The organism is Enterobacter sp. JH25, assembly GCF_021725435.1.
Taxonomy (GTDB): domain Bacteria; phylum Pseudomonadota; class Gammaproteobacteria; order Enterobacterales; family Enterobacteriaceae; genus Enterobacter; species Enterobacter intestinihominis.
Map to the genome: position 1 here is coordinate 3,837,055 of NZ_CP091319.1, position 20,438 is coordinate 3,857,492.

General features: G+C 55.2%; 18 protein-coding genes and 1 pseudogene. 11 read left to right on the plus strand and 8 right to left on the minus strand.

Annotated elements, in window-relative coordinates; genetic code table 11:
- Positions 1-36 precede the first annotated feature (36 nt).
- Positions 37-564: a LuxR C-terminal-related transcriptional regulator gene (locus L2Y28_RS18390; protein ID WP_045261891.1), complete on the minus strand. Its 528-nt coding sequence runs from the start codon at positions 562-564 to the stop codon at positions 37-39.
- Positions 565-1,232: 668 nt separating this feature from the next.
- Between L2Y28_RS18390 and pgaA the strand changes: the two genes are divergently transcribed.
- The 4 genes from pgaA to pgaD are packed head-to-tail and all read left to right on the plus strand — an operon-like array spanning position 1,233 to position 7,372.
- Entirely contained in the window at positions 1,233-3,671 is a 2,439-nt protein-coding gene (gene pgaA, locus L2Y28_RS18395) for a poly-beta-1,6 N-acetyl-D-glucosamine export porin PgaA (RefSeq protein WP_032621903.1), read from the plus strand.
- Between the two features lie 8 nt (positions 3,672-3,679).
- Positions 3,680-5,617: a poly-beta-1,6-N-acetyl-D-glucosamine N-deacetylase PgaB gene (gene pgaB / locus L2Y28_RS18400; RefSeq protein WP_022649385.1), complete on the plus strand. Its 1,938-nt coding sequence runs from the start codon at positions 3,680-3,682 to the stop codon at positions 5,615-5,617.
- Positions 5,610-6,941 (plus strand): poly-beta-1,6-N-acetyl-D-glucosamine synthase, encoded by a 1,332-nt coding sequence (pgaC, locus tag L2Y28_RS18405; protein ID WP_022649386.1) that lies wholly within the window; start codon positions 5,610-5,612, stop codon positions 6,939-6,941. Before pgaB ends, pgaC begins: the two co-directional genes overlap by 8 nt.
- Positions 6,938-7,372, plus strand: a complete 435-nt coding sequence (gene pgaD, locus L2Y28_RS18410; protein ID WP_022649387.1) for a poly-beta-1,6-N-acetyl-D-glucosamine biosynthesis protein PgaD — start codon at positions 6,938-6,940, stop codon at positions 7,370-7,372. Before pgaC ends, pgaD begins: the two co-directional genes overlap by 4 nt.
- Before the next feature lie 52 nt (positions 7,373-7,424).
- On the opposite strand, the gene gss is transcribed toward pgaD, so the two are convergent.
- Positions 7,425-9,287, minus strand: a complete 1,863-nt coding sequence (gene gss, locus L2Y28_RS18415) for a bifunctional glutathionylspermidine amidase/synthase (protein ID WP_022649388.1) — start codon at positions 9,285-9,287, stop codon at positions 7,425-7,427.
- A 183-nt stretch (positions 9,288-9,470) separates the two neighbouring features.
- On the opposite strand from gss, the gene yghU reads away from it, so the two are divergent.
- Positions 9,471-10,337 carry a glutathione-dependent disulfide-bond oxidoreductase gene (gene yghU, locus L2Y28_RS18420; protein WP_022649389.1) on the plus strand — a complete coding sequence of 289 codons (867 nt, stop codon included), beginning with the start codon at positions 9,471-9,473 and terminating at the stop codon, positions 10,335-10,337.
- Between the two features lie 75 nt (positions 10,338-10,412).
- Positions 10,413-11,162 (plus strand): L-fucose operon activator, encoded by a 750-nt coding sequence (gene fucR, locus L2Y28_RS18425; RefSeq protein ID WP_023298593.1) that lies wholly within the window; start codon positions 10,413-10,415, stop codon positions 11,160-11,162.
- Between the two features lie 2 nt (positions 11,163-11,164).
- On the opposite strand, the gene L2Y28_RS18430 is transcribed toward fucR, so the two are convergent.
- Positions 11,165-12,712 (minus strand): methyl-accepting chemotaxis protein, encoded by a 1,548-nt coding sequence (locus tag L2Y28_RS18430; RefSeq protein ID WP_022649391.1) that lies wholly within the window; start codon positions 12,710-12,712, stop codon positions 11,165-11,167.
- A 113-nt stretch (positions 12,713-12,825) separates the two neighbouring features.
- Positions 12,826-13,714, minus strand: a pseudogene (gene yghX / locus L2Y28_RS18435) (YghX family hydrolase).
- 82 nt (positions 13,715-13,796) lie between these two features.
- On the opposite strand from yghX, the gene L2Y28_RS18440 reads away from it, so the two are divergent.
- Complete coding sequence (locus L2Y28_RS18440) at positions 13,797-14,837, plus strand: aldo/keto reductase (protein ID WP_022649394.1); 1,041 nt, start codon at positions 13,797-13,799, stop codon at positions 14,835-14,837.
- 109 nt (positions 14,838-14,946) lie between these two features.
- Here L2Y28_RS18440 and L2Y28_RS18445 read toward each other — a convergent pair whose 3' ends face one another.
- Together L2Y28_RS18445 and L2Y28_RS18450 are read right to left on the minus strand one after the other, a co-directional pair.
- A complete protein-coding gene (locus tag L2Y28_RS18445; protein ID WP_006811956.1) occupies positions 14,947-15,435 on the minus strand; it encodes a TIGR00645 family protein in 489 nt (162 codons plus the stop codon).
- Positions 15,436-15,478: 43 nt separating this feature from the next.
- The gene (locus L2Y28_RS18450; protein ID WP_023330186.1) at positions 15,479-15,982 is read right to left on the minus strand and encodes an ESA_00282 family adhesion-associated protein; all 504 of its coding nucleotides are present in this window, start codon (positions 15,980-15,982) and stop codon (positions 15,479-15,481) included.
- 102 nt (positions 15,983-16,084) lie between these two features.
- Between L2Y28_RS18450 and L2Y28_RS18455 the strand changes: the two genes are divergently transcribed.
- Positions 16,085-16,489 (plus strand): hypothetical protein, encoded by a 405-nt coding sequence (locus tag L2Y28_RS18455; protein WP_023330187.1) that lies wholly within the window; start codon positions 16,085-16,087, stop codon positions 16,487-16,489.
- Positions 16,482-16,919, plus strand: a complete 438-nt coding sequence (locus L2Y28_RS18460; protein WP_023330188.1) for a hypothetical protein — start codon at positions 16,482-16,484, stop codon at positions 16,917-16,919. The genes L2Y28_RS18455 and L2Y28_RS18460 overlap by 8 nt, the downstream gene beginning before the upstream one ends.
- Positions 16,920-17,010: 91 nt before the next feature.
- On the opposite strand, the gene exbD is transcribed toward L2Y28_RS18460, so the two are convergent.
- The gene (exbD, locus tag L2Y28_RS18465; RefSeq protein ID WP_023298601.1) at positions 17,011-17,436 is read right to left on the minus strand and encodes a TonB system transport protein ExbD; all 426 of its coding nucleotides are present in this window, start codon (positions 17,434-17,436) and stop codon (positions 17,011-17,013) included.
- A 4-nt stretch (positions 17,437-17,440) separates the two neighbouring features.
- A complete protein-coding gene (exbB, locus tag L2Y28_RS18470; protein ID WP_023298602.1) occupies positions 17,441-18,172 on the minus strand; it encodes a tol-pal system-associated acyl-CoA thioesterase in 732 nt (243 codons plus the stop codon).
- A gap of 251 nt (positions 18,173-18,423) precedes the next feature.
- Between exbB and metC the strand changes: the two genes are divergently transcribed.
- Positions 18,424-19,611 carry a cystathionine beta-lyase gene (gene metC, locus L2Y28_RS18475; RefSeq protein ID WP_023330189.1) on the plus strand — a complete coding sequence of 396 codons (1,188 nt, stop codon included), beginning with the start codon at positions 18,424-18,426 and terminating at the stop codon, positions 19,609-19,611.
- Positions 19,612-19,753: 142 nt separating this feature from the next.
- The gene (gene yghB / locus L2Y28_RS18480) at positions 19,754-20,413 is read left to right on the plus strand and encodes a DedA family general envelope maintenance protein YghB (protein WP_015571869.1); all 660 of its coding nucleotides are present in this window, start codon (positions 19,754-19,756) and stop codon (positions 20,411-20,413) included.
- Positions 20,414-20,438 lie beyond the last annotated feature (25 nt).

The following is a 20,438-nucleotide window of genomic DNA, read 5'->3' on the forward strand; positions in this document are numbered from 1 at the left end:
CTCGTGGCGGGTTTGTGCTTTTGGCTTCTGACGAAGCTAGGGATCGTTCCCAGCCGCGTCCAGCAGTTTGTTTTTAAAGATAAACAAACACGCCTCGTTGAAGTTCCCTGCCCCTAACCGCTCCGATAGCGCCGTTCGCTTGCGATAGAGGCTTTTAACCGACATATTCAGCTTATCTGCAATCTCGTCCATTGACCTCCCTGCCTTCAGCAACCGGAGCATTATCGCTTCATGTCTACTCAGCCGTAAGTTAAGCAGCCATTTGGTTGTCAGACGCCAGCCTTTCATATCAAGCACCAGATTGAATAACGACGCCATATCCGGAGGCGTAAGCGACGTGTTCATAAACAGCTTCATACTGTGCAGATCCTCCTCTCGAGGGCGCATATCCAGCATAACGCAGCAGATGGTTTTTCTCGTTCTGGCCGGATGGCGTATCAGGTAATCATATAAACGGAGCGGCGTACGGCTATCAATCAGTACAGTATATTCATTTGCGTCGGTATCAAATATGTTTCTGTCTATCGAACAGAGGCAAATTATATCCGGGAAAAATAGCCGCATCCCCCTGACAAGGAAACAATCCTGAGTCACTAACACTATTGAAGTCGCCACTAATCATCCCTTTTAGATTAAAGCAAGCCCGCCTCTTAAGAAACAAGGACGCTTTCGTTTATAGCGCTTTACATTAACGGCAAATGTTTTCTGGCTTTGATCATCCCTCAATATGACATTGGTGAGCTAGACTTTTTGCAGACTATCACTCAATGCCTGTCGTTAATTATAAATAAAAAAGAATTTCAGAAAAGTCACTTCTCTGAACATTAAGAATTTTTGTCATGAAACTTCCCAAACATGCCCCAGAAAGTACTTTAATTAACTCAGCAGAACTTCATTCCAAATATAAAAAAACTGCAAACAGCAAAAGGAAAAACATTTAATATCAATCAGTTAAAAAGAACAACCCTGCACTGAATTATCTAAAAAACTTACTTCTTCCAGAATTATCTCAAAACCTCCCGGCCGCTTTTCAACTTATTTATCCCCCAACACATCGGGTGTACATTAAGTCCAATCAGACCACTGAGTTGAGGGCGCATAATTACCTTTAAGTAAGTACCCCATAACGTAGCATCATTCAGATTTAATGTTCTCCTTTATGCCCTTTAACGCAGAGTTAAAAGGCGGCCGTGTTATGCAATGGATTCACGATAAACAAATGGCAAATAGATATGGAAAGATCGCTTAGCTTCACTACGTTATTCTTTTATCGCACCACAATATTATTGTTCCTGCTTTTACTCTTTCCTGTTCTGGTTCAGGCTGATGAATCCGTTTATGAGCATCAGATACAACAGGCACGTAACGGTAATTACGCTCTGTTTCTTGATTACCTACAGCGCTATGAGCAACAGCATGCTTTAACACCTGGACAGGTTGCGGACTGGTTACAGGTAGCCTCCTGGGCAGGACGCGATGATGAGGTTATTCGAGTCTGGCAGCGTTATGGTATTTATATGCCGCTGCCCGCTCGCGCCATCGCTGCTGTCGCCCAGTCCAGAAGAAACCAAAAAGCCTGGCCATCCGCCTTATCGCTGTGGAAAGAGGCGCTCAGCCTTGCGCCGGATAACGACGATTACCGCATCGGCTATGTTAAGACCCTGGCCGATGCCCGCAGAGATCGCCTCGCGCTTTCGGAAGCCCGGCAGCTGGTTAAGGACAATCCTTCTCCCGCGCACCTTGAGACGCTCTCCTATGTCTGGATGCGCCAGGGAAAAAACGGGGACCGGCTGCTGGCGGACATGCGCGCGCTAAACGCCGCACCAGGGAATAACGCCCTTCTTCGCGAGACGATCGATGCGTTAACGGATAACCGGGTAAGCACACCCGCACTCTGGCTGTCGCAAAGCGCAGCAATGTCCCCCGCGGAGCGTCGCCGCCTTGAGCGTAACGCCGCGGCTGAAAAGGTACGCCTGGCGGATGTGCCTGGCAGAACGGAGAAAGAGCGCCTGCGGCTGGCACAAAACGCATTAGATCGCTATCACGTCCTGCTTTCCCGCTGGCAAAACGAACCGCAGGCGGCTGAAGACGTCATCCTTGCCCGTATCGATCGGCTTGGCGCGCTGTATGCGAAGGGTGATTACCGGCAGGTCATTAGCGAATACGAGGCGCTGACGACCGCCCAGCATCCGGTGCCGGACTGGGCCATCGGCTGGGTGATCTCTGCATATTTGCAGGAGAAAAATGCCGTCGCCGCCTTCTCGCTTGTGCAACGCTATCCACACTACGCCTCCGATCCGCAGGACGAGGAACATGCGCTTTTCTACGCCTGGCTGGATACGGGGCAGTATCAGACCGCCCGCCGCTACGTTGAGCGCGAGACCCGCAGCGTTCCCTGGACCCGCTACGATTTCGGGTCCCCGACCGCTCAGCCGAACGATCGGTGGCTCACCGGACAGTCACTCAAACTTAACTATTTGCTGGCGACCAACGCCCTGCCGGAGGCCGAAAAGTTGTCGTATCGTCTGGCATCAACGGCGCCGGGAAATCAGGGGTTACAGATTGATTATGCCGCCCTGCTTCAGGCCAGGGGCCTGCCGCGCGCGGCCGAGCAAAAGCTTAAACGAGCAGAGGCGCTCGAACCCACGAATCTGGAGCTTGAAAAACAGCAGGCTTACGTCGCAATGGACCTTCAGGAGTGGCGCCAGATGGATTTACTGGCTGATGACGTAATTGCTCGCGCCCCCGCCGATCGCAGCGCCCGTCGCCTGGACAGGCTCAGAGCGGTCCACCATATGTCAGAGCTGCGTCTGAACGCGGGTAAAGGATTGCATTCAGATAACCCCGTCAGCGGTAGCCACGACATGAGCTGGGACGCCACGCTCTATGGCCCACCCGTGGCGGATAACTGGCGGCTATTTGCTGGCGCCCGCTATGCACAGGGGAATTTCGACGAAGGTAAAGGCATCAGCCGCCACCTGTTGGGCGGCGTTGAGTGGCGCCCACGTGACCTCACGCTCGAAGCCGAGCTCTCCAGCAACCGCTATCACGGCACAAACAGGCCGGGTGCACGGCTCTCAACAACCTACAGCCTGAGTGATAACTGGCAGGTCAGCGGTAGCCTCGAGCGCTTATCACGCGCGACACCCTTACGGGCATTACGCAATGGGATCAGCGCCAACCGGGGTGAAGGTGGGGTGCGCTGGTATCAAAACGAGCGACGTGAATACCAGTTCAACGCCGCCGTCAGCCGCTTCTCAGACCACAACCGCCGTCAGGAATACACCCTCTCTGGGAAAGAGCGTCTCTGGCAGACCCCGACCCTGACGCTGGATCTCGAACCGGGGATCGCCGCCAGTAAAAACAGCCTGCGGAATACGCTCTATTACAACCCGGCACGGGATCTGTCCGTGACGGCAGCCCTGTCCGTTGACCATGAGATGTACCGCCACTACGACACCCTCTGGAACCAGCAGTTCGTGGCAGGCGGCGGCAGCTACTGGCAGAAAAATCAGTCGCCTGGCGCCATTACCCTGCTGGGTTACGGGCAACGCATTCAGTGGAACAACGTTGTCGATACTGGCGTGATGCTGAACTGGAATAAACGCCCTTACGACGGCAAACGCGAGAGCAATCTCTCCGTCACGTTAGATGCGACTTTACGCTTTTAAGGATGAATATGCTGAATACACGTTTTTCTGTAAGCCTGATCGTCATCGGCTGGCTCTGCCTCAGCGCGAGTCTCTGCGCGCAGCCGCTCTCCTTTATGGCTCCTGAAGAGAGGCCGCAGCTGGAGGCCAGCAAACCCTGGCCGGAGAATCAGTTTCTGGTCCTGGCCTACCACGACGTCGAAGATGATGCTGCCGATCAGCGCTACCTCTCCGTTCGCACCAGCGCGTTAAACGAGCAGATAAGTTGGCTTTTGCACAACGGCTATCACGCCATCAGCGTGCAGGACATTGTGGATGCGCATGAAGGAAAAAAAGCGCTGCCGCCGAAAGCCGTTTTGCTCAGCTTCGACGACGGCTACAGCAGCTTTTACACCCGCGTCTGGCCCCTGCTTCAGGCATGGAACGTTCCTGCGCTGTGGGCGCCGGTGGGCAGCTGGCTGGATACGCCGGCAAATCAAAAAGTTAACTTCGGCGGTCTGATGACGCCCCGCGATCGGTTCGCGACATGGGACATGGTGCGCGAGTTAAGCCGCTCCCCGCTGGTTGAAATTGGCTCGCATACCTGGGCCTCGCATTACGGCATCCCGGCCAACCCGCAGGGAAGCCGTGAACCCGCTATCGCCAACCGTTTTTTCGATAACGCGACGGGGCATTACGAAACCGATGAACACTTCAACCAGCGGATCGCCGCAGACGTACGGAAAGTCACCGAAAAAATCACCCAGGTGACGGGAAAAGCGCCGCGTGCCTGGGTGTGGCCCTATGGGGCTGCCAACGGTACATCGCTCGCTATCGCCCAGAAACAGGGCTATCAGCTGGCCTTTACCCTGGAGGACGGGCTGGCAAACGTGCGCGACCTCGGCAACATCCCGCGCCTGCTGATTGCCGGAAATCCGTCGATAAAAACCTTTGCCAACACGGTTAGCCGCGTTCAGGAGTTTGACCCGGTGCGCGTCATGCATGTTGATCTCGATTATGTCTACGATCCCGATCCGGCCCAGCAGACGAAAAACATCAACAAACTCGTCCAGCGGGTCTACGACATGAAAATCAGCCATGTGTTTCTCCAGGCGTTTTCGGATCCGCGGGGCGACGGCAGGATCGGCGCGCTCTATTTCCCCAACCGCCGGCTTCCGGTCCGGGCCGATCTCTTTAATTTTGTCGCCTGGCAGCTACAAACCCGCGCGGGAGTGAAAGTCTTTGCGTGGATGCCGGTCCTCTCTTTCGATCTCAGTCCAGCCCTGCCGCGCGTGCAGCGCCGGGATCGCCAAACGGGAGAGTTGACCGTGGCCGCCGAGCCCTATATCCGGCTCTCCCCCTGGAGTCCACAGGTTCGCCAACAGGTGACGGAGATCTATGAAGATCTGGCCCGCTATGCCAGCTTCAACGGGATCTTGTTCCATGACGACGCGGTGCTGACGGACGTTGATGATGCCGGACAGGAGACGACCCGGCAGAAGAGCCAGCAGCTTATCGGCTTTACCCGCACCCTGAGCCAGGCGGTGAAAAACATCCGTGGCCCGCAGATCAAAACCGCGCGCAATATGTTCGCCCTCCCCATTCTGCAGCCCGAAAGCGAAGCGTGGTTCGCGCAAAATCTGGATGATTTTCTGTCGGCCTACGACTGGACGGTGCCGATGGCAATGCCACTGATGGAGTCCGTCCCGGCAGAAGAGAGCAATGCCTGGCTGACGCGTTTAGTCAACGCCGTCGCCGCACGCCCCGGCGCGCTGAATAAAACGATTTTTGAGCTACAGGCCAGGGACTGGGCGCAGAAACCGCAGCGTGCCGTAGCCGATGAACGTCTGGTGGGGTGGATGCAGGTGCTCCAGCTGAACGGCATCAAAAATTACGGTTATTACCCCGACGACTTTCTCAACAACCAACCTGATATTTCGCGTATCAGGCCTGAATTTTCTTCGTACTGGTATCCTGACAATGACTGATCGCATTATCGCCTTCTCTATTTTGTGTCTGGTATTCGGGTTGCCGTTAGGCGTAGCCGCGCTGTTTACCGGAGAACTGATTCTGGACTTTGTCTTTTTCTGGCCGCTGTTTATGTCCGTGCTCTGGGTAACCGGCGGCCTCTATTTCTGGTTTCAGCTTGAACGGCACTGGTCGTGGGATAACGCAACACCCGCGCCCGCCTTAGCCGGTGAACCGTTAATCTCGATTCTTATTCCCTGCTTTAATGAGGAACGCAACGCACGGGAGACCATTAGCGCCGCGCTGGGTCAGCGGTACTGGAATGTTGAGGTTATCGCCATCAACGACGGCTCTTCGGACAATACCGCGCAGGTGCTGCATCAACTGGCGCAGGAGCAGCCGCGCCTGCGGGTGATTAATCTCGCGGAGAATCAGGGGAAAGCCGTGGCGCTCAAGGCTGGTGCGGCGGCGGCCCGGGGCGATCTGCTGGTCTGCATTGACGGCGACGCCCTGCTCGATCGCGATACGGCCGCGTATCTGGTGGCACCGCTGATTCAGTATCCCCACGTTGGGGCCGTCACCGGAAATCCGCGTATTCGCACGCGCTCAACGCTGATTGGTCGTATTCAGGTGGGCGAGTTTTCTTCCATTATTGGTCTTATCAAGCGAACGCAGCGGATCTATGGCCGGGTCTTTACGGTCTCCGGCGTCATCGCCGCCTTTCGCCGACAGGCGCTGGCGGATGTCGGGTACTGGAGCCCGGATATGATCACAGAGGACATTGACATAAGCTGGAAGCTTCAGCTGCGCCACTGGGATATCTTTTTCGAGCCGCGGGCGCTGTGCTGGATCCTGATGCCGGAGACGCTCAAGGGGCTGTGGAAACAGCGTTTGCGCTGGGCTCAGGGCGGTGCAGAGGTGTTTCTGGTTAACCTGCGCAAAATGGCCCGCTGGGAGCATCATCGGATGTGGCCCCTGTTTCTCGAGTACGCGCTGTCAACGCTGTGGGCGTTTGCCTATGGAGCGACCGTGGTGTTGTTCATTCTTAGCCATATTATCCCTCTTCCCGCGAACCTGGCCGTTGCGAGTCTGTTTCCCCCGGCGTTTACCGGGCTGCTGCTGGGGGTGATGTGCCTGCTGCAATTCCTCGTCAGTTTGTATATCGAGCGGCGCTACGAGCGGAAAGTGGCAGGCTCGCTGTTCTGGGTGATTTGGTTCCCGATGGTGTACTGGATGATTGGCCTGTTTACCACCCTCGTGGCATTTCCGAAAGTCATGCTTAAACGTAAACGCGCCCGCGCGCGCTGGATCAGTCCGGACCGGGGAAAAGGGAGCATTCAATGAACGAGAATACGTTAATTTTGACTGAACATCGGCTGGCACCGCGTCTTTTCGATGCCGCATTAACGCTGATAGCCTGGGGAGGATTCCTGTTTTTCCTGTATGCCAGGTTGTGGATGCAGTTAACCGAGGAGAGCGATCACCGCTGGAGCGTGATTATCGCCTCTTTTAATACAGTACTGGTCTATCTGCTGATTGCCGCGTTCAACGGCTGGCTGCTGATCCTGTGGTATCAGTACAATCGCCGCCGCGCGCATGTGAGGCGGCGTCATCCGCAAATGTTGCGCCATGACGAGCTTGCCCAAAGTTTTAACCTCACGCCGCAAATTATGTCCGAGATGAGCCAGTACAACCTGCTGACGGTCTATCATGACCAGATCGGCCGGATCATTGATCTGAAGATCAGCGAGCAGCAGGTCGAGGAAGAAGAGTAATAAAAAGCCCCCGCAGCATACCCTGCGGGGGCTTTTTTATAACAGGGAGACGTTATTTATCCTTCACCACAATCAGCGGTTCAATATCGCTCTCTTTCTTCACCACCAGCGAGTCATCCCCACGCAGACAGGTTCCGCCATAGTTTCCGCCCACGGTAAAGGTGCAGACCTGTATGTATCTGCCGTCAACCTTTGGCAGGCACCATAGCTGCTGGTAGATATTTTTGCGGTCAACAAACTTGCCGCTGGACTGGTCCAGCAGTTGATCCTGGGCGCCGATCAGATCGATATTGCTCCCGCAGCGTCCGGCTATCGGTTTAACGGCATAGCCTGTCCGTTTCAGCAGCGCATTCACCTCAAAATCGGTATCCAGCAGGTAACGGTGGTTCGGGAACAGCTGCCATAGCACCGGCAGGATCGCCTTGTTACCTGGGATCACCGTCCACAGCGGTTCAAAGACCAGCACTTCCGGGCGCAGCAGGACGTCAATCAGGCGCACTTCACCCTTCGGGTGACCGGTACGGATGGGCACGGCGGCGTACTCGGTTTCGCTCACCTCGCGGATCTGCTCGATCGCCGTTTCCCACGCCCAGGTTTTCCATACGCAGTTGACGTGACGGCCTTCATCATCAATCAGTTGCCCGGCAGCATCCCAGCTCAGCGCGCCCAGTCCATGCAGGATTTTGGTTTCAAACCCGGCCTGGATCAGCGAGCGCTGAATAAAGAGCGCGTGGTAATCCTCTTCGATATCGTTGTCCTGCATGATATGGACGAACGGCCGCGCGTGGCTGTGCTTCCAGGCGCCGGTCAGCTCCTCCAGCAAGCCTTCCGCCGGATTGTGGCCGGTGCCGCGATAGCCGTTTTTCACCCACTCTTCAAGAATCAGCCCGCCCTCGGTATGGCAGGAGGCGGAATCCGCGTTGTACTCGTAAACCTTAATGCCGCGCTCATCCATGCAGAAATCCATACGACCGGTGATCATATGGTGACGACGCCACTGCCACGAGAGGCGCAGACGCGGCCAGAGAATTTTCGGGATGTCGAAAAGCGCGAGTAAGCTGTCGTCTTTCAGCACCTTGTCGGTGGCATGAAGGTACATCAGGTGCAGTTCGTTGGTGGCTTTGATAAGCTCCTGCTCGGCACTTTCGGTAATGGTGAAGTACTGGCAGGGATCGTTGTTAATAACGTGGCCGTTCGCGCGAACGTACGCCTGTTGCAGGGCGTCGTTTTCATTGAGCCATTTTCCGTCGAACTGACGGTTGTTCTTCAACCGCGCGCCGCTGATTTTCAGCAGCTCACCGTCGATCTCCGGCTGAGGTATACTGTGTTCCGTCTCCTCCGTCTGGATCATCCAGCCGAGGATCTCGGTATCGCTGAACGTATCATGAAGCGTATAGCAACCGTTCTCAACGCTCAGACGCAGCTCGCGCGTCCACTGCTGCCCCATCGGCAGCGGGGAGTGAATAACGTTCTGCTCGGCAATGCGCACTCTGTCGTCCAGCAACTGGGTGATGACGGCGACGTGGCCGGTCTCTTGAAACTCACCGCCCTTTTGCCAGATGAGCAGCGCACCGGCCTGCGGCGCGCGTTTTGAGCCATTAGCAAAGGCCTGTAGCGGCAGGATATTGTCGTTTACCACCTGGCGTAAAAAACGCAGGGAGAAGATCTCCCACGCCATCCCGACGTCGGTAAAGACAAACCCGTGGTTGAGAAACAGGAAACGGCGCGCAAACTCTACGCACTGCCATTTATGGCCCATGTATTCGTTGCCGATATAGCTGCGGAATTCCGCGTCTTCCGGATAGTGACGCGGATCGAGACTGCCGTAATTTGAAGAGTAAATCGCCACGCCACCCGGCGCATAGCCTAATAACGTCCCGAAGGGTGCGTCACTGCTTAACGTTCCTTTACGCATGTGTCCAACCTAAAACAGGCAGGCGGCAATTTTTTTGTGGGGTTGTCGTCGTCTGCACGTTGTAATTAACTGACAGAGGTGGCGTTATCATACACCCGCCCTGCCCATTACGCTCGCATCGTTAAACGGTTCCCCTATCTCCTGCTACACTGCCTCAACACAACACCAAAAAGGCAGGCCAACATGTCAGATAACACCTATCAGCCACCGAAAGTGTGGGAATGGAAACAGAATAACGGCGGCGCGTTCGCCAATATCAACCGTCCCGTCTCGGGCGCTACGCACGAGAAAGAGCTGCCTGTGGGCGAGCACCCGCTCCAGCTGTACTCTCTGGGTACGCCGAATGGACAGAAAGTTACCATCATGCTGGAAGAGCTGCTGGCGCTGGGCGTGACGGGCGCGGAATACGACGCATGGTTAATCCGCATCGGTGAGGGCGATCAGTTCTCCAGCGGTTTTGTCGACGTGAACCCGAACTCGAAGATCCCGGCACTGCGTGACCACTCTACCACCCCGCCGACGCGCGTCTTTGAATCCGGCAATATCCTGCTCTATCTGGCCGAGAAATTTGGTCACTTCCTGCCAAAAGATCCGGCTGGACGTACGGAAACCCTGAACTGGCTGTTCTGGTTACAGGGCGCGGCCCCGTTCCTCGGCGGCGGTTTTGGCCACTTCTATAACTACGCGCCGGTGAAGATTGAGTACGCTATCGATCGCTTCACCATGGAGGCTAAACGCCTGTTCGACGTGCTGGACAAGCAGCTGGGGCGCGGTCGTTATGTAGCGGGTGAGGAATATACCATCGCCGATATGGCGATCTGGCCGTGGTTTGGCTGCGTGGCGCTGGGCAGCGTCTACAACGCCGCCGAATTCCTCGACGCCGGGAAGTACACCAACGTGCAGCGCTGGGCAAAAGATGTGGCGAATCGCCCGGCCGTTAAACGCGGGCGCATTGTTAACCGCACCAACGGCGAGCTGAACGAGCAGCTGCATGAGCGCCATTCAGCGAGCGACTTCGATACCCAGACGGAAGATAAACGTCAGGGTTGACCCATGACCGGGCGGTTCGCCGCCCTCTTCTGCGATGAGAAAAATGAGTCAGCACGCGTGCGCAAGGATCCTCGAATGTCAGACCAGACGCTAAAAGCGACCCGACAGCAGAGCATCATCACCCTGCTGAGTAAAAGTGACTGGCTGACCACCGATGCCCTGGCTGAAAAGCTCTCCGTCAGCAAAGAGACGATCCGCCGGGATCTGAAGTCGTTACAGCAGCAGGGGAAACTTCTGCGCCAGCACGGGCGTGCGCGTCTGATTCACCCGGACAGCCGCGACAGCGGTGAACCCTTTGGCGCACGCCTGAAAAGCCATTATGCCGACAAAGCCGATATTGCCCGACACGCGCTGGGCTGGATCAGCGAAGGGATGACCATCGCCCTCGACGCCAGCTCGACCTGCTTTCATCTGGCGCGCCAGCTTCCGGATATCGAACTCACCGTGTTTACCAATAGCCTGCCTGTCTGCCACGAGATGGCAAAGCGCGAGCGGATCACGCTTATCTGCTCCGGCGGAACGCTTGAGCGTAAGTATCGCTGCTATGTTAATCCGGCGCTGGTGACGCAGCTTAAAGGGCTGGAGATCGATCTGTTTATCTTCTCGTGTGAAGGGGTTGATGAGCATGGCGTCCTTTGGGATCCGTCCGAGCACAACGCGGGCTTTAAGGCGCTGCTGTTAAACCGGGCCAGCCAGTCGCTGCTGCTGATCGACAAAAGTAAATTTATGCGGGCAAGCGAAGTGAAAATCGGTCAGCTGTCGCAGGTGACACAGATTATTCAGAGCGATAAATGTCAGGCCGCCAGAGACGGCCTGACGCGATGATGTTACGCGGAGAGACGGAACTTCTGCACTGAGCGCTGGAGTTCTTCGGTCTGCCGTTCCAGTGCGGCCGCAGCGGCGGAAACCTGCTCCACCAGCGAGGCATTCTGCTGGGTCACGCCGTCCATCTGCGTGATGGCTACGCCGACCTGAGAAATACCTTTGCTCTGCTCCTCTGACGCGGTGGCGATCTGCTTCATAATGACGGTCACCTCCGTCACGTCGCGCAGGATAGCTTCCATCGTCGTGCCGGTATCGTTCACCAGCTGCGCCCCCTGCTCCACGCGGGCAACGGAATCCGCAATCAGCCCTTCGATCTCTTTTGCCGCATTCGCGCTGCGGCTGGCCAGATTACGCACCTCACCCGCCACGACCGCAAAACCGCGCCCCTGCTCCCCGGCCCGAGCCGCTTCCACCGCGGCGTTCAGCGCCAGAATATTGGTCTGGAAGGCGATGCTGTTGATAACGGTAGTGATTTCAGCAATTTTCTTCGAGCTGTCCGAAATGCCGCTCATGGTCGTGACCACATCGTCTACCAGCGACCCGCCGCGGCTGGCCGTACTGGAGGCGACATCCGCAAGCTGGCTGGCCTGGCGCGCGCTTTCGGCGTTCAGCTTCACCGTTGCGGTAAGCTGCTCCATGCTGGCCGCGGTCTCTTCCAGCGCAGCGGCCTGCTCTTCGGTACGCGAAGAGAGATCGTTATTCCCGCTGGAGATCTCCGTTGCCCCGCGCCAGATATTCTCGCTGCCGGAACGAATCGTGCTGACCGCCTCCCGCAGGCTGTCCTGCATGGCGCTCAGCAGCGGAACCAGTTGCCCCACGCAGTTGCGGCCAATGGGCTCAATCGGCTGGCTGAGATCGCCCTGCGCAATCTGGCGGAACTGCTGACGGATACGCTCCAGCGGTTTTACCAGCAGCGCCACCAGGTAGCGGTCGGTGAACAGCAGGATCAGCAGACCCACGATCGTGGCGGTGATAATCACCGTCCGGGTCATGCTGGTCAGGCTGTCGACCACAACGCGCGTACTGTCGAGCGCCTTCACCGCAGAATTGTTAAAGTTCTCAACCGCGGCGCCAAACGCGCGGCTTAGCGGCGGCGTAACGTTGTTGGCATGCTGACGATAGCCTTCGAGCGTCGCCTGCTTTGCCTGCACCATCTGAGGCGTAACGCCCCGATCGAGCAGCGCCTGCCAGGTGGAAATCACCTGCGCAGAGACCTTTTCATCCATCGGGCCCGGGGAGATAGCTTTCATCTCTGCCAGCTTTTTACTCATGTTATCCAGCGCCTGCTGAGCAGGAGCCAGGTCTGGCGTGCCGCCCGCTGCTTTAGCTTCCATCGCCCGGCTCAGGCGGGTGACGAAACGGAAATACTGATCGTTGCCCTGGCTCAGCACCGTCATTTGCCTGACCAGCTGGCGGTCAACGTCATTACCATCAGAAACACGAGACAGAGACCAGGTGCTGTAAAGCCCCACGCCTGCCCACATGACACAAAAGATCCCCAGTACCGTCAGCATGACGAAACGGATGGTGAAATTACGAAGCATCTTCATTGAGTATTCCTTGCCGTGAGGGTGAATTCGCCCAGAGGCGAGTACTACCCTCGTTATCGGCAGGGACAGGGGAAAAGATAACCCTTTGTGATGATTTATTTAAGCAGGGCTTATCATTCCAGATATTTTTTAAACCAGCTTAACGTTCTCGACCAGGCCAGCTCGGCTGCGGGCTGGTCATAGCGTGGGGTAGAATCGTTGTGAAATCCATGGTTTACGCCGGGGTAGATATACGCTTCATAAACCTTATTATTTGATTTCAGCGCGGCTTCGTAGGCAGGCCAGCCCTCGTTAATATTTTTGTCCAGCTCGGCATAATGAAGCAGGAGCGGCGCGCTAATTTTTGGCACATCCTCCACCCGCGGCTGACGACCATAGAAGGGCACCGCGCAGTCGAGTTCCGGATACGCTACGGCGGCGGCATTCGATACGCCGCCGCCGTAGCAAAAACCGGTAATCCCCACCTTACCGGTGGCTTCCGGATGATTTTTCATAAACTCTATGGCGGCAAAAAAAGTCGTTCATCAGCCTTGTCGGGTCGACCTTCTGCTGCAAAACCTTTCCTTCGTCGTCGTTGCCGGGGTATCCCCCCACCGAGCTCAGGCCGTCGGGAGCCAGCGCGATATATCCCGCTTTCGCCACGCGTCGTGCCACGTCTTCAATATACGGATTAAGCCCCCGGTTCTCATGCACGACCACTACCGCGGGCATTTTCGCGGTAGCTTTGGCCGGCTTCACCAGGTAACCGCGCACTTCGCCGTGACCATTGGGCGAGGGATAAGTGATGTATTCCGGAAGAATATCGGGATCGGTGAATTTAACCTGCTCCGCGAGGGCGTAGTTGGGTTTAAGCATATTAAACAGCATCAGCGCCGTTACGCCGCCTGCGGCATAGCGCGCCGCGAGATTCAGAAATTCGCGTTTGCTGATTTTACCGTGGGCGTAATAGTCATAGTAATCAAGCAGCTCTTGCGGAAAATCTTTGGCAGTCAGGCGCGTCATCGCTTATCTCCATGATTTATGATTTGATAAGCTTAGAATAAAAACGCTGTTTCGAAAATTCACCGATAAGAAAGGAGACATCATGTCCTGGCACCCTTACACCGGCCGATACGAAAACATGCAGTACCGATACTGCGGCAAAAGCGGCCTGCGCTTACCGGCGCTGTCGCTGGGTCTGTGGCACAGCTTTGGCCACATTCAGGCGCTCGATTCCCAGCGCGCGCTGCTGCGTAAGGCCTTCGATCTCGGCATTACCCATTTTGACCTTGCCAACAACTACGGCCCCCCTCCAGGCAGCGCTGAAGAAAATTTTGGCCGCCTGCTGCGAGAAGATTTTGCCGGGTATCGCGACGAGCTGATCATCTCCACCAAAGCGGGCTACGACATGTGGCCAGGACCGTATGGTTCGGGTGGTTCACGTAAGTATCTGCTCGCCAGCCTCGACCAGAGCCTTAAACGCATGGGCGTGGAGTATGTGGATATTTTCTATTCTCACCGCGTAGACGAAAACACGCCGATGGAAGAGACCGCCGCCGCGTTGGCACACGCGGTGCAGAGCGGAAAAGCGCTGTACGTCGGCATATCGTCCTACTCCACGGAACGCACGACGGTGATGGCCGAATTGCTGCGCGAGTGGAAGATCCCGCTTTTGATCCACCAGCCGTCTTACAATCTGCTTAACCGCTGGGTCGACAAGACTGGTCTGCTGGACGCACTGGAGAAAAACGGAACGGGCTGTATCGCCTTTACCCCGCTGGCGCAGGGCCTGCTGACCGGAAAATACCTGAACGGTATTCCGGACGGTTCACGTATGCAGCGCGAAGGGAAAAAAGTGCGCGGCCTGACGGAGAAAATGCTGACCGAAGCCAACCTGAGCAGCCTTCGTCTGCTGAACGAGATGGCGCACGCGCGCGGGCAGACGATGGCGCAGATGGCGCTAAGCTGGCTGTTGAAAGATACACGTGTAACGTCAGTGCTCATCGGCGCGAGCCGCCCGGAGCAACTGGAAGAGAACGTTCAGGCGCTGAATAACCTGTGCTTTACCGAAGATGAACTGACGCGGATTGACCAGCACGTGGCGGATGGTGAGCTGAATTTGTGGCAGGCGTCGTCGGATAAATAGTGCGGTCCGATGCTTTCGCCCCTCACCCTAACCCTCTCCCCAGAGGGGAGAGGGAACTTGAACACCCTCTCCCCTCTGGGGAGAGTGCAGGGTGAGGGGCGCTGTAAAATTATTTCTTACTGATCTTATCCAGATACCCCATTACAAACGCCGACAGTACAAACGTCAGGTGGATAATCACATACCACATCAGCTTATTATCCGGGACGTTTTTAGCATCCATAAAGACACGTAACAGGTGAATAGACGAAATCGCCACAATCGACGCCGCGACTTTATTTTTCAGCGATGAGGCGTCCATTTTCCCCAGCCAGTTGAGCTTTTCTTTGTGCTCGGCGATATCAAGCTGAGAGACGAAATTCTCATAACCGGAAAACATCACCATCACCAGTAATCCTCCTACCAGCGTCATATCCACCAGCGACAGCAGAACCAGAATCAAATCGGCTTCTGCCACGGAGAAAATGTTTGGCAGGACGTGGAATATCTCCTGGAAGAACTTGATCGTCAGGGCGACCAGCGCCAGAGAGAGACCAAAATAGACGGGTGCGAGCAGCCAGCGAGAGGCATACATTGCGTTTTCAAAGAAGCGTTCCATAAAATCCTGTCTGCAAACGAAACCAGCGCTCAGTATATCTCAACTATACCTCGTTGGGATCTACATCCGGACGCGCATACTCCGGCCAGACCAGTGCGACCAGTTCCGGGTAGGCTTCCAGGCTAAACTCGCGAAAACACTGGCGCAGATTTAATACGTCTAAATCGGAATACGACACCTTCTCGCCATTCAAACAGCGCTTTTTGATATTGTCGTAATATTTATAGACCGCCGAATTAAGGTCGCTACAGCGGCGCTGCGCGTCGAACAGGCCGGGCGTATCATTAATTTCGGCCATTTTCATTCGCTTAATTGTCGCATGGAGGAAATCGATATATTCGTGATTCACCCGCCAGTACCAGACTGGCGTCACAGCGTTCATCAAGACGGAGAAATGATCTTCCCCCTCCTCTTTGGACATCAATTCAGGCTGCGATGGTTCACTGGCGTCATTTGACACTTTCGTTTTATTGAACTCTTGCATCAATAAAAGCACGCCAGCGGTCAGTAATAGTAACGTTACGACCGTGAAGAAAATGCTGTTCATGGGTAGGCTCCATTTTTTTTGATTTTAAAATTGCCTCATGATATTGTCAACGAATCTCACCCTTTTTCCAACCCCACCCTTTTGAAATTAAAGGAAATTAAAATGCTGCCCGACAATCTTGTCCCGGCAAAGTACCACATTACGCCTGTGGAACAGCCTTCGACGGAAGCAGATAAAGAGGCGAATTTCACTCAAGGAAAAAGAAAACTCTCCGACTATGAAGCCGATATATTAATTGGTGTTTCACGCACCGGCAAATCCCGTAATATGGTGCTGGAAGAGCACGATCGCCATTTAAAAGAACGGTTATTTCGTGCCATCAAGATTGAAGCCTTAGTTCATCTGCTAAATGATTTACAGGCCGAAGGGGAAATAGATGCCCAGGCTCTAAGTCAAATAATGGCCGAGAAAACACAGCAAATAAATGAAGCTGGCAATGAAATTTGGCTTAACTTAATTACGCGTGAAAAAAGCAATCCCATTTTTTATAACCTGGGGGATGATTAACGTGAATGATGATAGCGGTAATAACGTTTATTTGACTTTAGATGATAAGAAAAGCGATGAATTTATCTTAAAGCAGAATCTTGACGCCCTGAAAAAGATAAAAAATGACGAGATGACGCGAATAACGCAGGACTTGGTTTCGATTCCGGCCACGCTGGTGCGCCTGAAATGGCAGAACCGTCGGGAAATTTATGCCTTGCAGGCCAAAGAGGAGATTTACGGCGCGGTGATGAACGCTATTATTGAGCAGCGCCCTGAGCTTAAAGAGAAGATCCTTGGGCGACTGGAGACGAACTATCAGTACCTGCTGGCACGCGAGACAGCCACCCTGCGCCTGACCCGAAAACTCTCGGAGGGCAACTATCGCACATCAAACGTCACCTGCGTGGCGCTCGATGAAGAGGCGTCAACAACATCTTCTAACTGCTGACAACGTGGTTCGCCCGGCGGCGCTAGCCTGAGATTGTAGGCCGGGTAAGGCGAAGCCGCCACCCGGCACGGAAGGCGGCTTCGCCTTCGTTTTACTTCGCGGCCGCTTTCTCTTCGCCGACCAGACCAATCTTCAGGTATCCCGCCTGATGCAGCGTGTCCATTACCTTCATCATGGTTTCATAATCGACGGTTTTATCCGCGCGGAAGAAGACGGTGGTGTCTTTCTTGCCGCCGGTCAGCTGGTCCAGCGCCGGAATAACCGAGGCATCCGTCACCGGATCGTTGCCCAGGAACATGGACTTATCGGCCTTCACGGACAGGTAGACAGGCTTTTCCGGACGCGGCTGCGGCTGGCTGGAGGACGCTGGCAGATTCACCTTCACGTCCACCGTCGCCAGCGGCGCGGCAACCATAAAGATAATCAGCAGAACCAGCATGACGTCGATAAACGGCGTCACGTTGATCTCATGCATTTCACCGTTATCGTCCAGATTTTCATTAAGACGCATTGCCATACAATCAACCTACGCGCAGTTTGGACGCCGCATGCACCGGTTTAACGGCGCTGGCGTTCAGGTCCAGATCGCGGCTTTGCAGCAGCAGAACCTGCGCGGCAACGTCACCCAGTGTGGCTTTGTAACTGCCAATCATGCGCGCGAAGATGTTATAGATAACTACCGCAGGGATAGCGGCAACCAGACCGATAGCCGTTGCCAGCAGCGCTTCTGCGATACCCGGCGCGACGACCGCAAGGTTAGTGGTCTGCGTCTGGGCGATACCGATAAAGCTGTTCATGATGCCCCAGACGGTACCGAACAGGCCGACGAACGGGGAGATAGCGCCGATAGTCGCCAGGTAGCCGTTACCGCGGCCCATATGACGACCCACGGCCGCAACGCGACGCTCCAGACGGAAGCCGGTACGCTCTTTAATGCCTTCGTTATCTTCACTGCCTGCGGAGAGTTCCAGCTCGTTCTGCGCTTCGTTCACTAACAGGGTAGTCAGGCTTTTCGCATGGAAGGATGAGGTGATATCAGAAGCCTGATCCAGAGAGCGGGCTTCCGCCAGCTGCTTCTGCTCACGCTTGAGGCGGCGTTTTTGTGAAAGAAGTTCGGCGCTCTTGCTGAAGAAGATAGCCCAGGTGATCACGGACGCCAGAATCAGGCCGATCATCACAACCTTAACGACGATGTCAGCATGTTGATACATGCCCCAAACGGAGAGATCCGTCTGCATCAAATTATTACCCACTCTGTATCTCCAGGACGCAAATCACACAATCTGAACGTAATAATATCAAAACGTCGTCGAATTGATAGTAGTTCTCATTAGTATTTACATAGTGCCGTAATTTTCGCTCACTTTCCTTGCGCTTACGCAGTAAAAATTTCTTATGCGAATATTTGATAATATTTTCTGCTTATTCGATAAGCATCCGGATGCACATCCTGACAATCGTGGTAGTCTGGACGTCCAGACGTATAAAAATAGGGTTAGCGAACATGACTAAAAAGCAGCTTGAGACCACGCTGGTGCAGGCAGGACGCAGTAAAAAATACACCCAGGGCTCGGTCAACAGCGTGATCCAGCGTGCCTCCTCGCTGGTGTTTGATACCGTCGAAGATAAAAAAATCGCCACGCGTAATCGCGCGAAGGGCGGGCTGTTTTACGGTCGCCGTGGCACGTTAACCCATTTCTCGTTGCAGGAAGCCATGTGCGAACTGGAGGGCGGCGCGGGCTGCGCGCTGTTCCCGTGCGGTGCGGCGGCGGTCGCCAATACCATTCTGGCGTTTGTTGAACAGGGTGACCACATCCTGATGACCAATACCGCCTACGAGCCAAGCCAGGACTTCTGCACCAAAATACTCAGCAAGCTCGGCGTCACTACCAGCTGGTTCGATCCGCTGATTGGGGCCGGTATTGCCGGGCTTATTCAGCCCAACACGCGCGTTGTGTTCCTGGAATCTCCCGGCTCCATCACCATGGAAGTGCATGATGTCCCGGCCATCGTGAAGGCGGTGCGCAGCATAGCGCCGGAAGCGATCATCATGATCGACAACACCTGGGCGGCAGGTGTGCTGTTTAAAGCCCTGGAATTTGACATCGATATCTCCATTCAGGCGGCGACCAAATACCTGATTGGCCACTCAGACGGCATGATCGGTACGGCGGTATCTAATGCCCGCTGCTGGGAGCAATTGCGTGAAAACGCCTACCTGATGGGCCAGATGGTGGATGCCGATACCGCCTACATGACCAGCCGGGGCATCCGTACGCTCGGCGTGCGTCTGCGTCAGCATCACGAAAGCAGCATGCAAATTGCACAGTGGCTGGCGCTGCATCCACAGGTGGAGCGCGTTAACCATCCGGCGCTGCCTGGCAGCAAGGGCCACGAATACTGGCAACGTGACTTTACGGGCAGCAGCGGGTTGTTCTCATTTGTTCTTAAGAAGCGCCTGAATGACGCCGAGCTGGCAAGCTATCTGGATAACTTTACCCTCTTCAGCATGGCCTATTCATGGGGTGGGTTTGAATCGTTGATCCTGCCCAATCAGCCGGAGCAGATTGCGGCCCTGCGCCCGGGCGGCGAGGTGGACTTCGAGGGGACCTTAATCCGCCTGCATATCGGGCTGGAAAATGTGGACGATTTAATTGCGGATTTATCGGCAGGATTTGAGCGCATCGTGTAAAGTGCTGGCTGACATGTACTCCCTGGACGCTATTCTGAACACCGCAAGCAGAAAAGTCTGTATGAGATGCGCCTGCGATCAACCCCGACAGGCAAAATTGGGAGTACAATAGCGTTATATCTGCTGTTCCACAGGAAAGTCCATGGCTGTTATTCAAAATATCATCACGGCGCTCTGGCAACACGATTTTGCCGCGCTGGCGGACCCACATGTCGTCGGGATTGTCTATTTCGTGATGTTCGCGACGCTGTTTCTGGAAAATGGATTACTGCCAGCCTCATTTTTACCCGGTGACAGCCTGCTCCTGCTCGCAGGGGCGTTAATCGGCAAGGGCGTGATGGACTTCGCACCAACAATGGTGATCCTCACCTCTGCGGCCAGTCTCGGCTGTTGGCTGAGCTACCTGCAAGGGCGCTGGCTTGGAAACACCCGCGTGGTGAAAGGCTGGCTGGCGCAGCTGCCGCATAAATATCATCAGCGCGCGACCTGCATGTTTGACCGTCACGGCCTGCTGGCGTTGCTTGCCGGGCGTTTTCTGGCGTTCGTTCGCACCCTGTTGCCTACCATGGCGGGTATTTCAGGCCTCTCTAACCGCCGCTTCCAGTTCTTCAACTGGCTGAGCGCCCTGCTCTGGGTGGGCGTGGTTACCACACTCGGCTACGCGCTGAATATGATCCCCTTTGTTAAGCGCCATGAAGACCAGGTGATGACCTTCCTGATGATCCTGCCGATTTTCCTGCTGGTTGCAGGGCTGGTGGGGACCATTGCGGTGGTGATCAAGAAAAAGTATTGCAGCGCATAAATAAAAGCCGGGTGGCGCTACCGCT

Excerpts from the sequence above, each read along its gene's own strand:
- exbD (WP_023298601.1), bottom strand. The coding sequence starts at position 17,436 with ATGGCAATGCGTCTTAATGAAAATCTGGACGATAACGGTGAAATGCAT.
- L2Y28_RS18460 (WP_023330188.1), top strand. The coding sequence starts at position 16,482 with ATGATTAACGTGAATGATGATAGCGGTAATAACGTTTATTTGACTTTA.
- pgaB (WP_022649385.1), top strand. The coding sequence starts at position 3,680 with ATGCTGAATACACGTTTTTCTGTAAGCCTGATCGTCATCGGCTGGCTC.
- gss (WP_022649388.1), bottom strand. The coding sequence starts at position 9,287 with ATGCGTAAAGGAACGTTAAGCAGTGACGCACCCTTCGGGACGTTATTA.
- L2Y28_RS18445 (WP_006811956.1), bottom strand. The coding sequence starts at position 15,435 with ATGGAACGCTTCTTTGAAAACGCAATGTATGCCTCTCGCTGGCTGCTC.
- yghU (WP_022649389.1), top strand. The coding sequence starts at position 9,471 with ATGTCAGATAACACCTATCAGCCACCGAAAGTGTGGGAATGGAAACAG.
- metC (WP_023330189.1), top strand. The coding sequence starts at position 18,424 with ATGACTAAAAAGCAGCTTGAGACCACGCTGGTGCAGGCAGGACGCAGT.
- L2Y28_RS18430 (WP_022649391.1), bottom strand. The coding sequence starts at position 12,712 with ATGAAGATGCTTCGTAATTTCACCATCCGTTTCGTCATGCTGACGGTA.
- pgaA (WP_032621903.1), top strand. The coding sequence starts at position 1,233 with ATGGAAAGATCGCTTAGCTTCACTACGTTATTCTTTTATCGCACCACA.
- pgaD (WP_022649387.1), top strand. The coding sequence starts at position 6,938 with ATGAACGAGAATACGTTAATTTTGACTGAACATCGGCTGGCACCGCGT.
- L2Y28_RS18450 (WP_023330186.1), bottom strand. The coding sequence starts at position 15,982 with ATGAACAGCATTTTCTTCACGGTCGTAACGTTACTATTACTGACCGCT.
- yghB (WP_015571869.1), top strand. The coding sequence starts at position 19,754 with ATGGCTGTTATTCAAAATATCATCACGGCGCTCTGGCAACACGATTTT.
- L2Y28_RS18455 (WP_023330187.1), top strand. The coding sequence starts at position 16,085 with ATGCTGCCCGACAATCTTGTCCCGGCAAAGTACCACATTACGCCTGTG.
- fucR (WP_023298593.1), top strand. The coding sequence starts at position 10,413 with ATGTCAGACCAGACGCTAAAAGCGACCCGACAGCAGAGCATCATCACC.
- L2Y28_RS18390 (WP_045261891.1), bottom strand. The coding sequence starts at position 564 with ATGCGGCTATTTTTCCCGGATATAATTTGCCTCTGTTCGATAGACAGA.
- L2Y28_RS18440 (WP_022649394.1), top strand. The coding sequence starts at position 13,797 with ATGTCCTGGCACCCTTACACCGGCCGATACGAAAACATGCAGTACCGA.
- pgaC (WP_022649386.1), top strand. The coding sequence starts at position 5,610 with ATGACTGATCGCATTATCGCCTTCTCTATTTTGTGTCTGGTATTCGGG.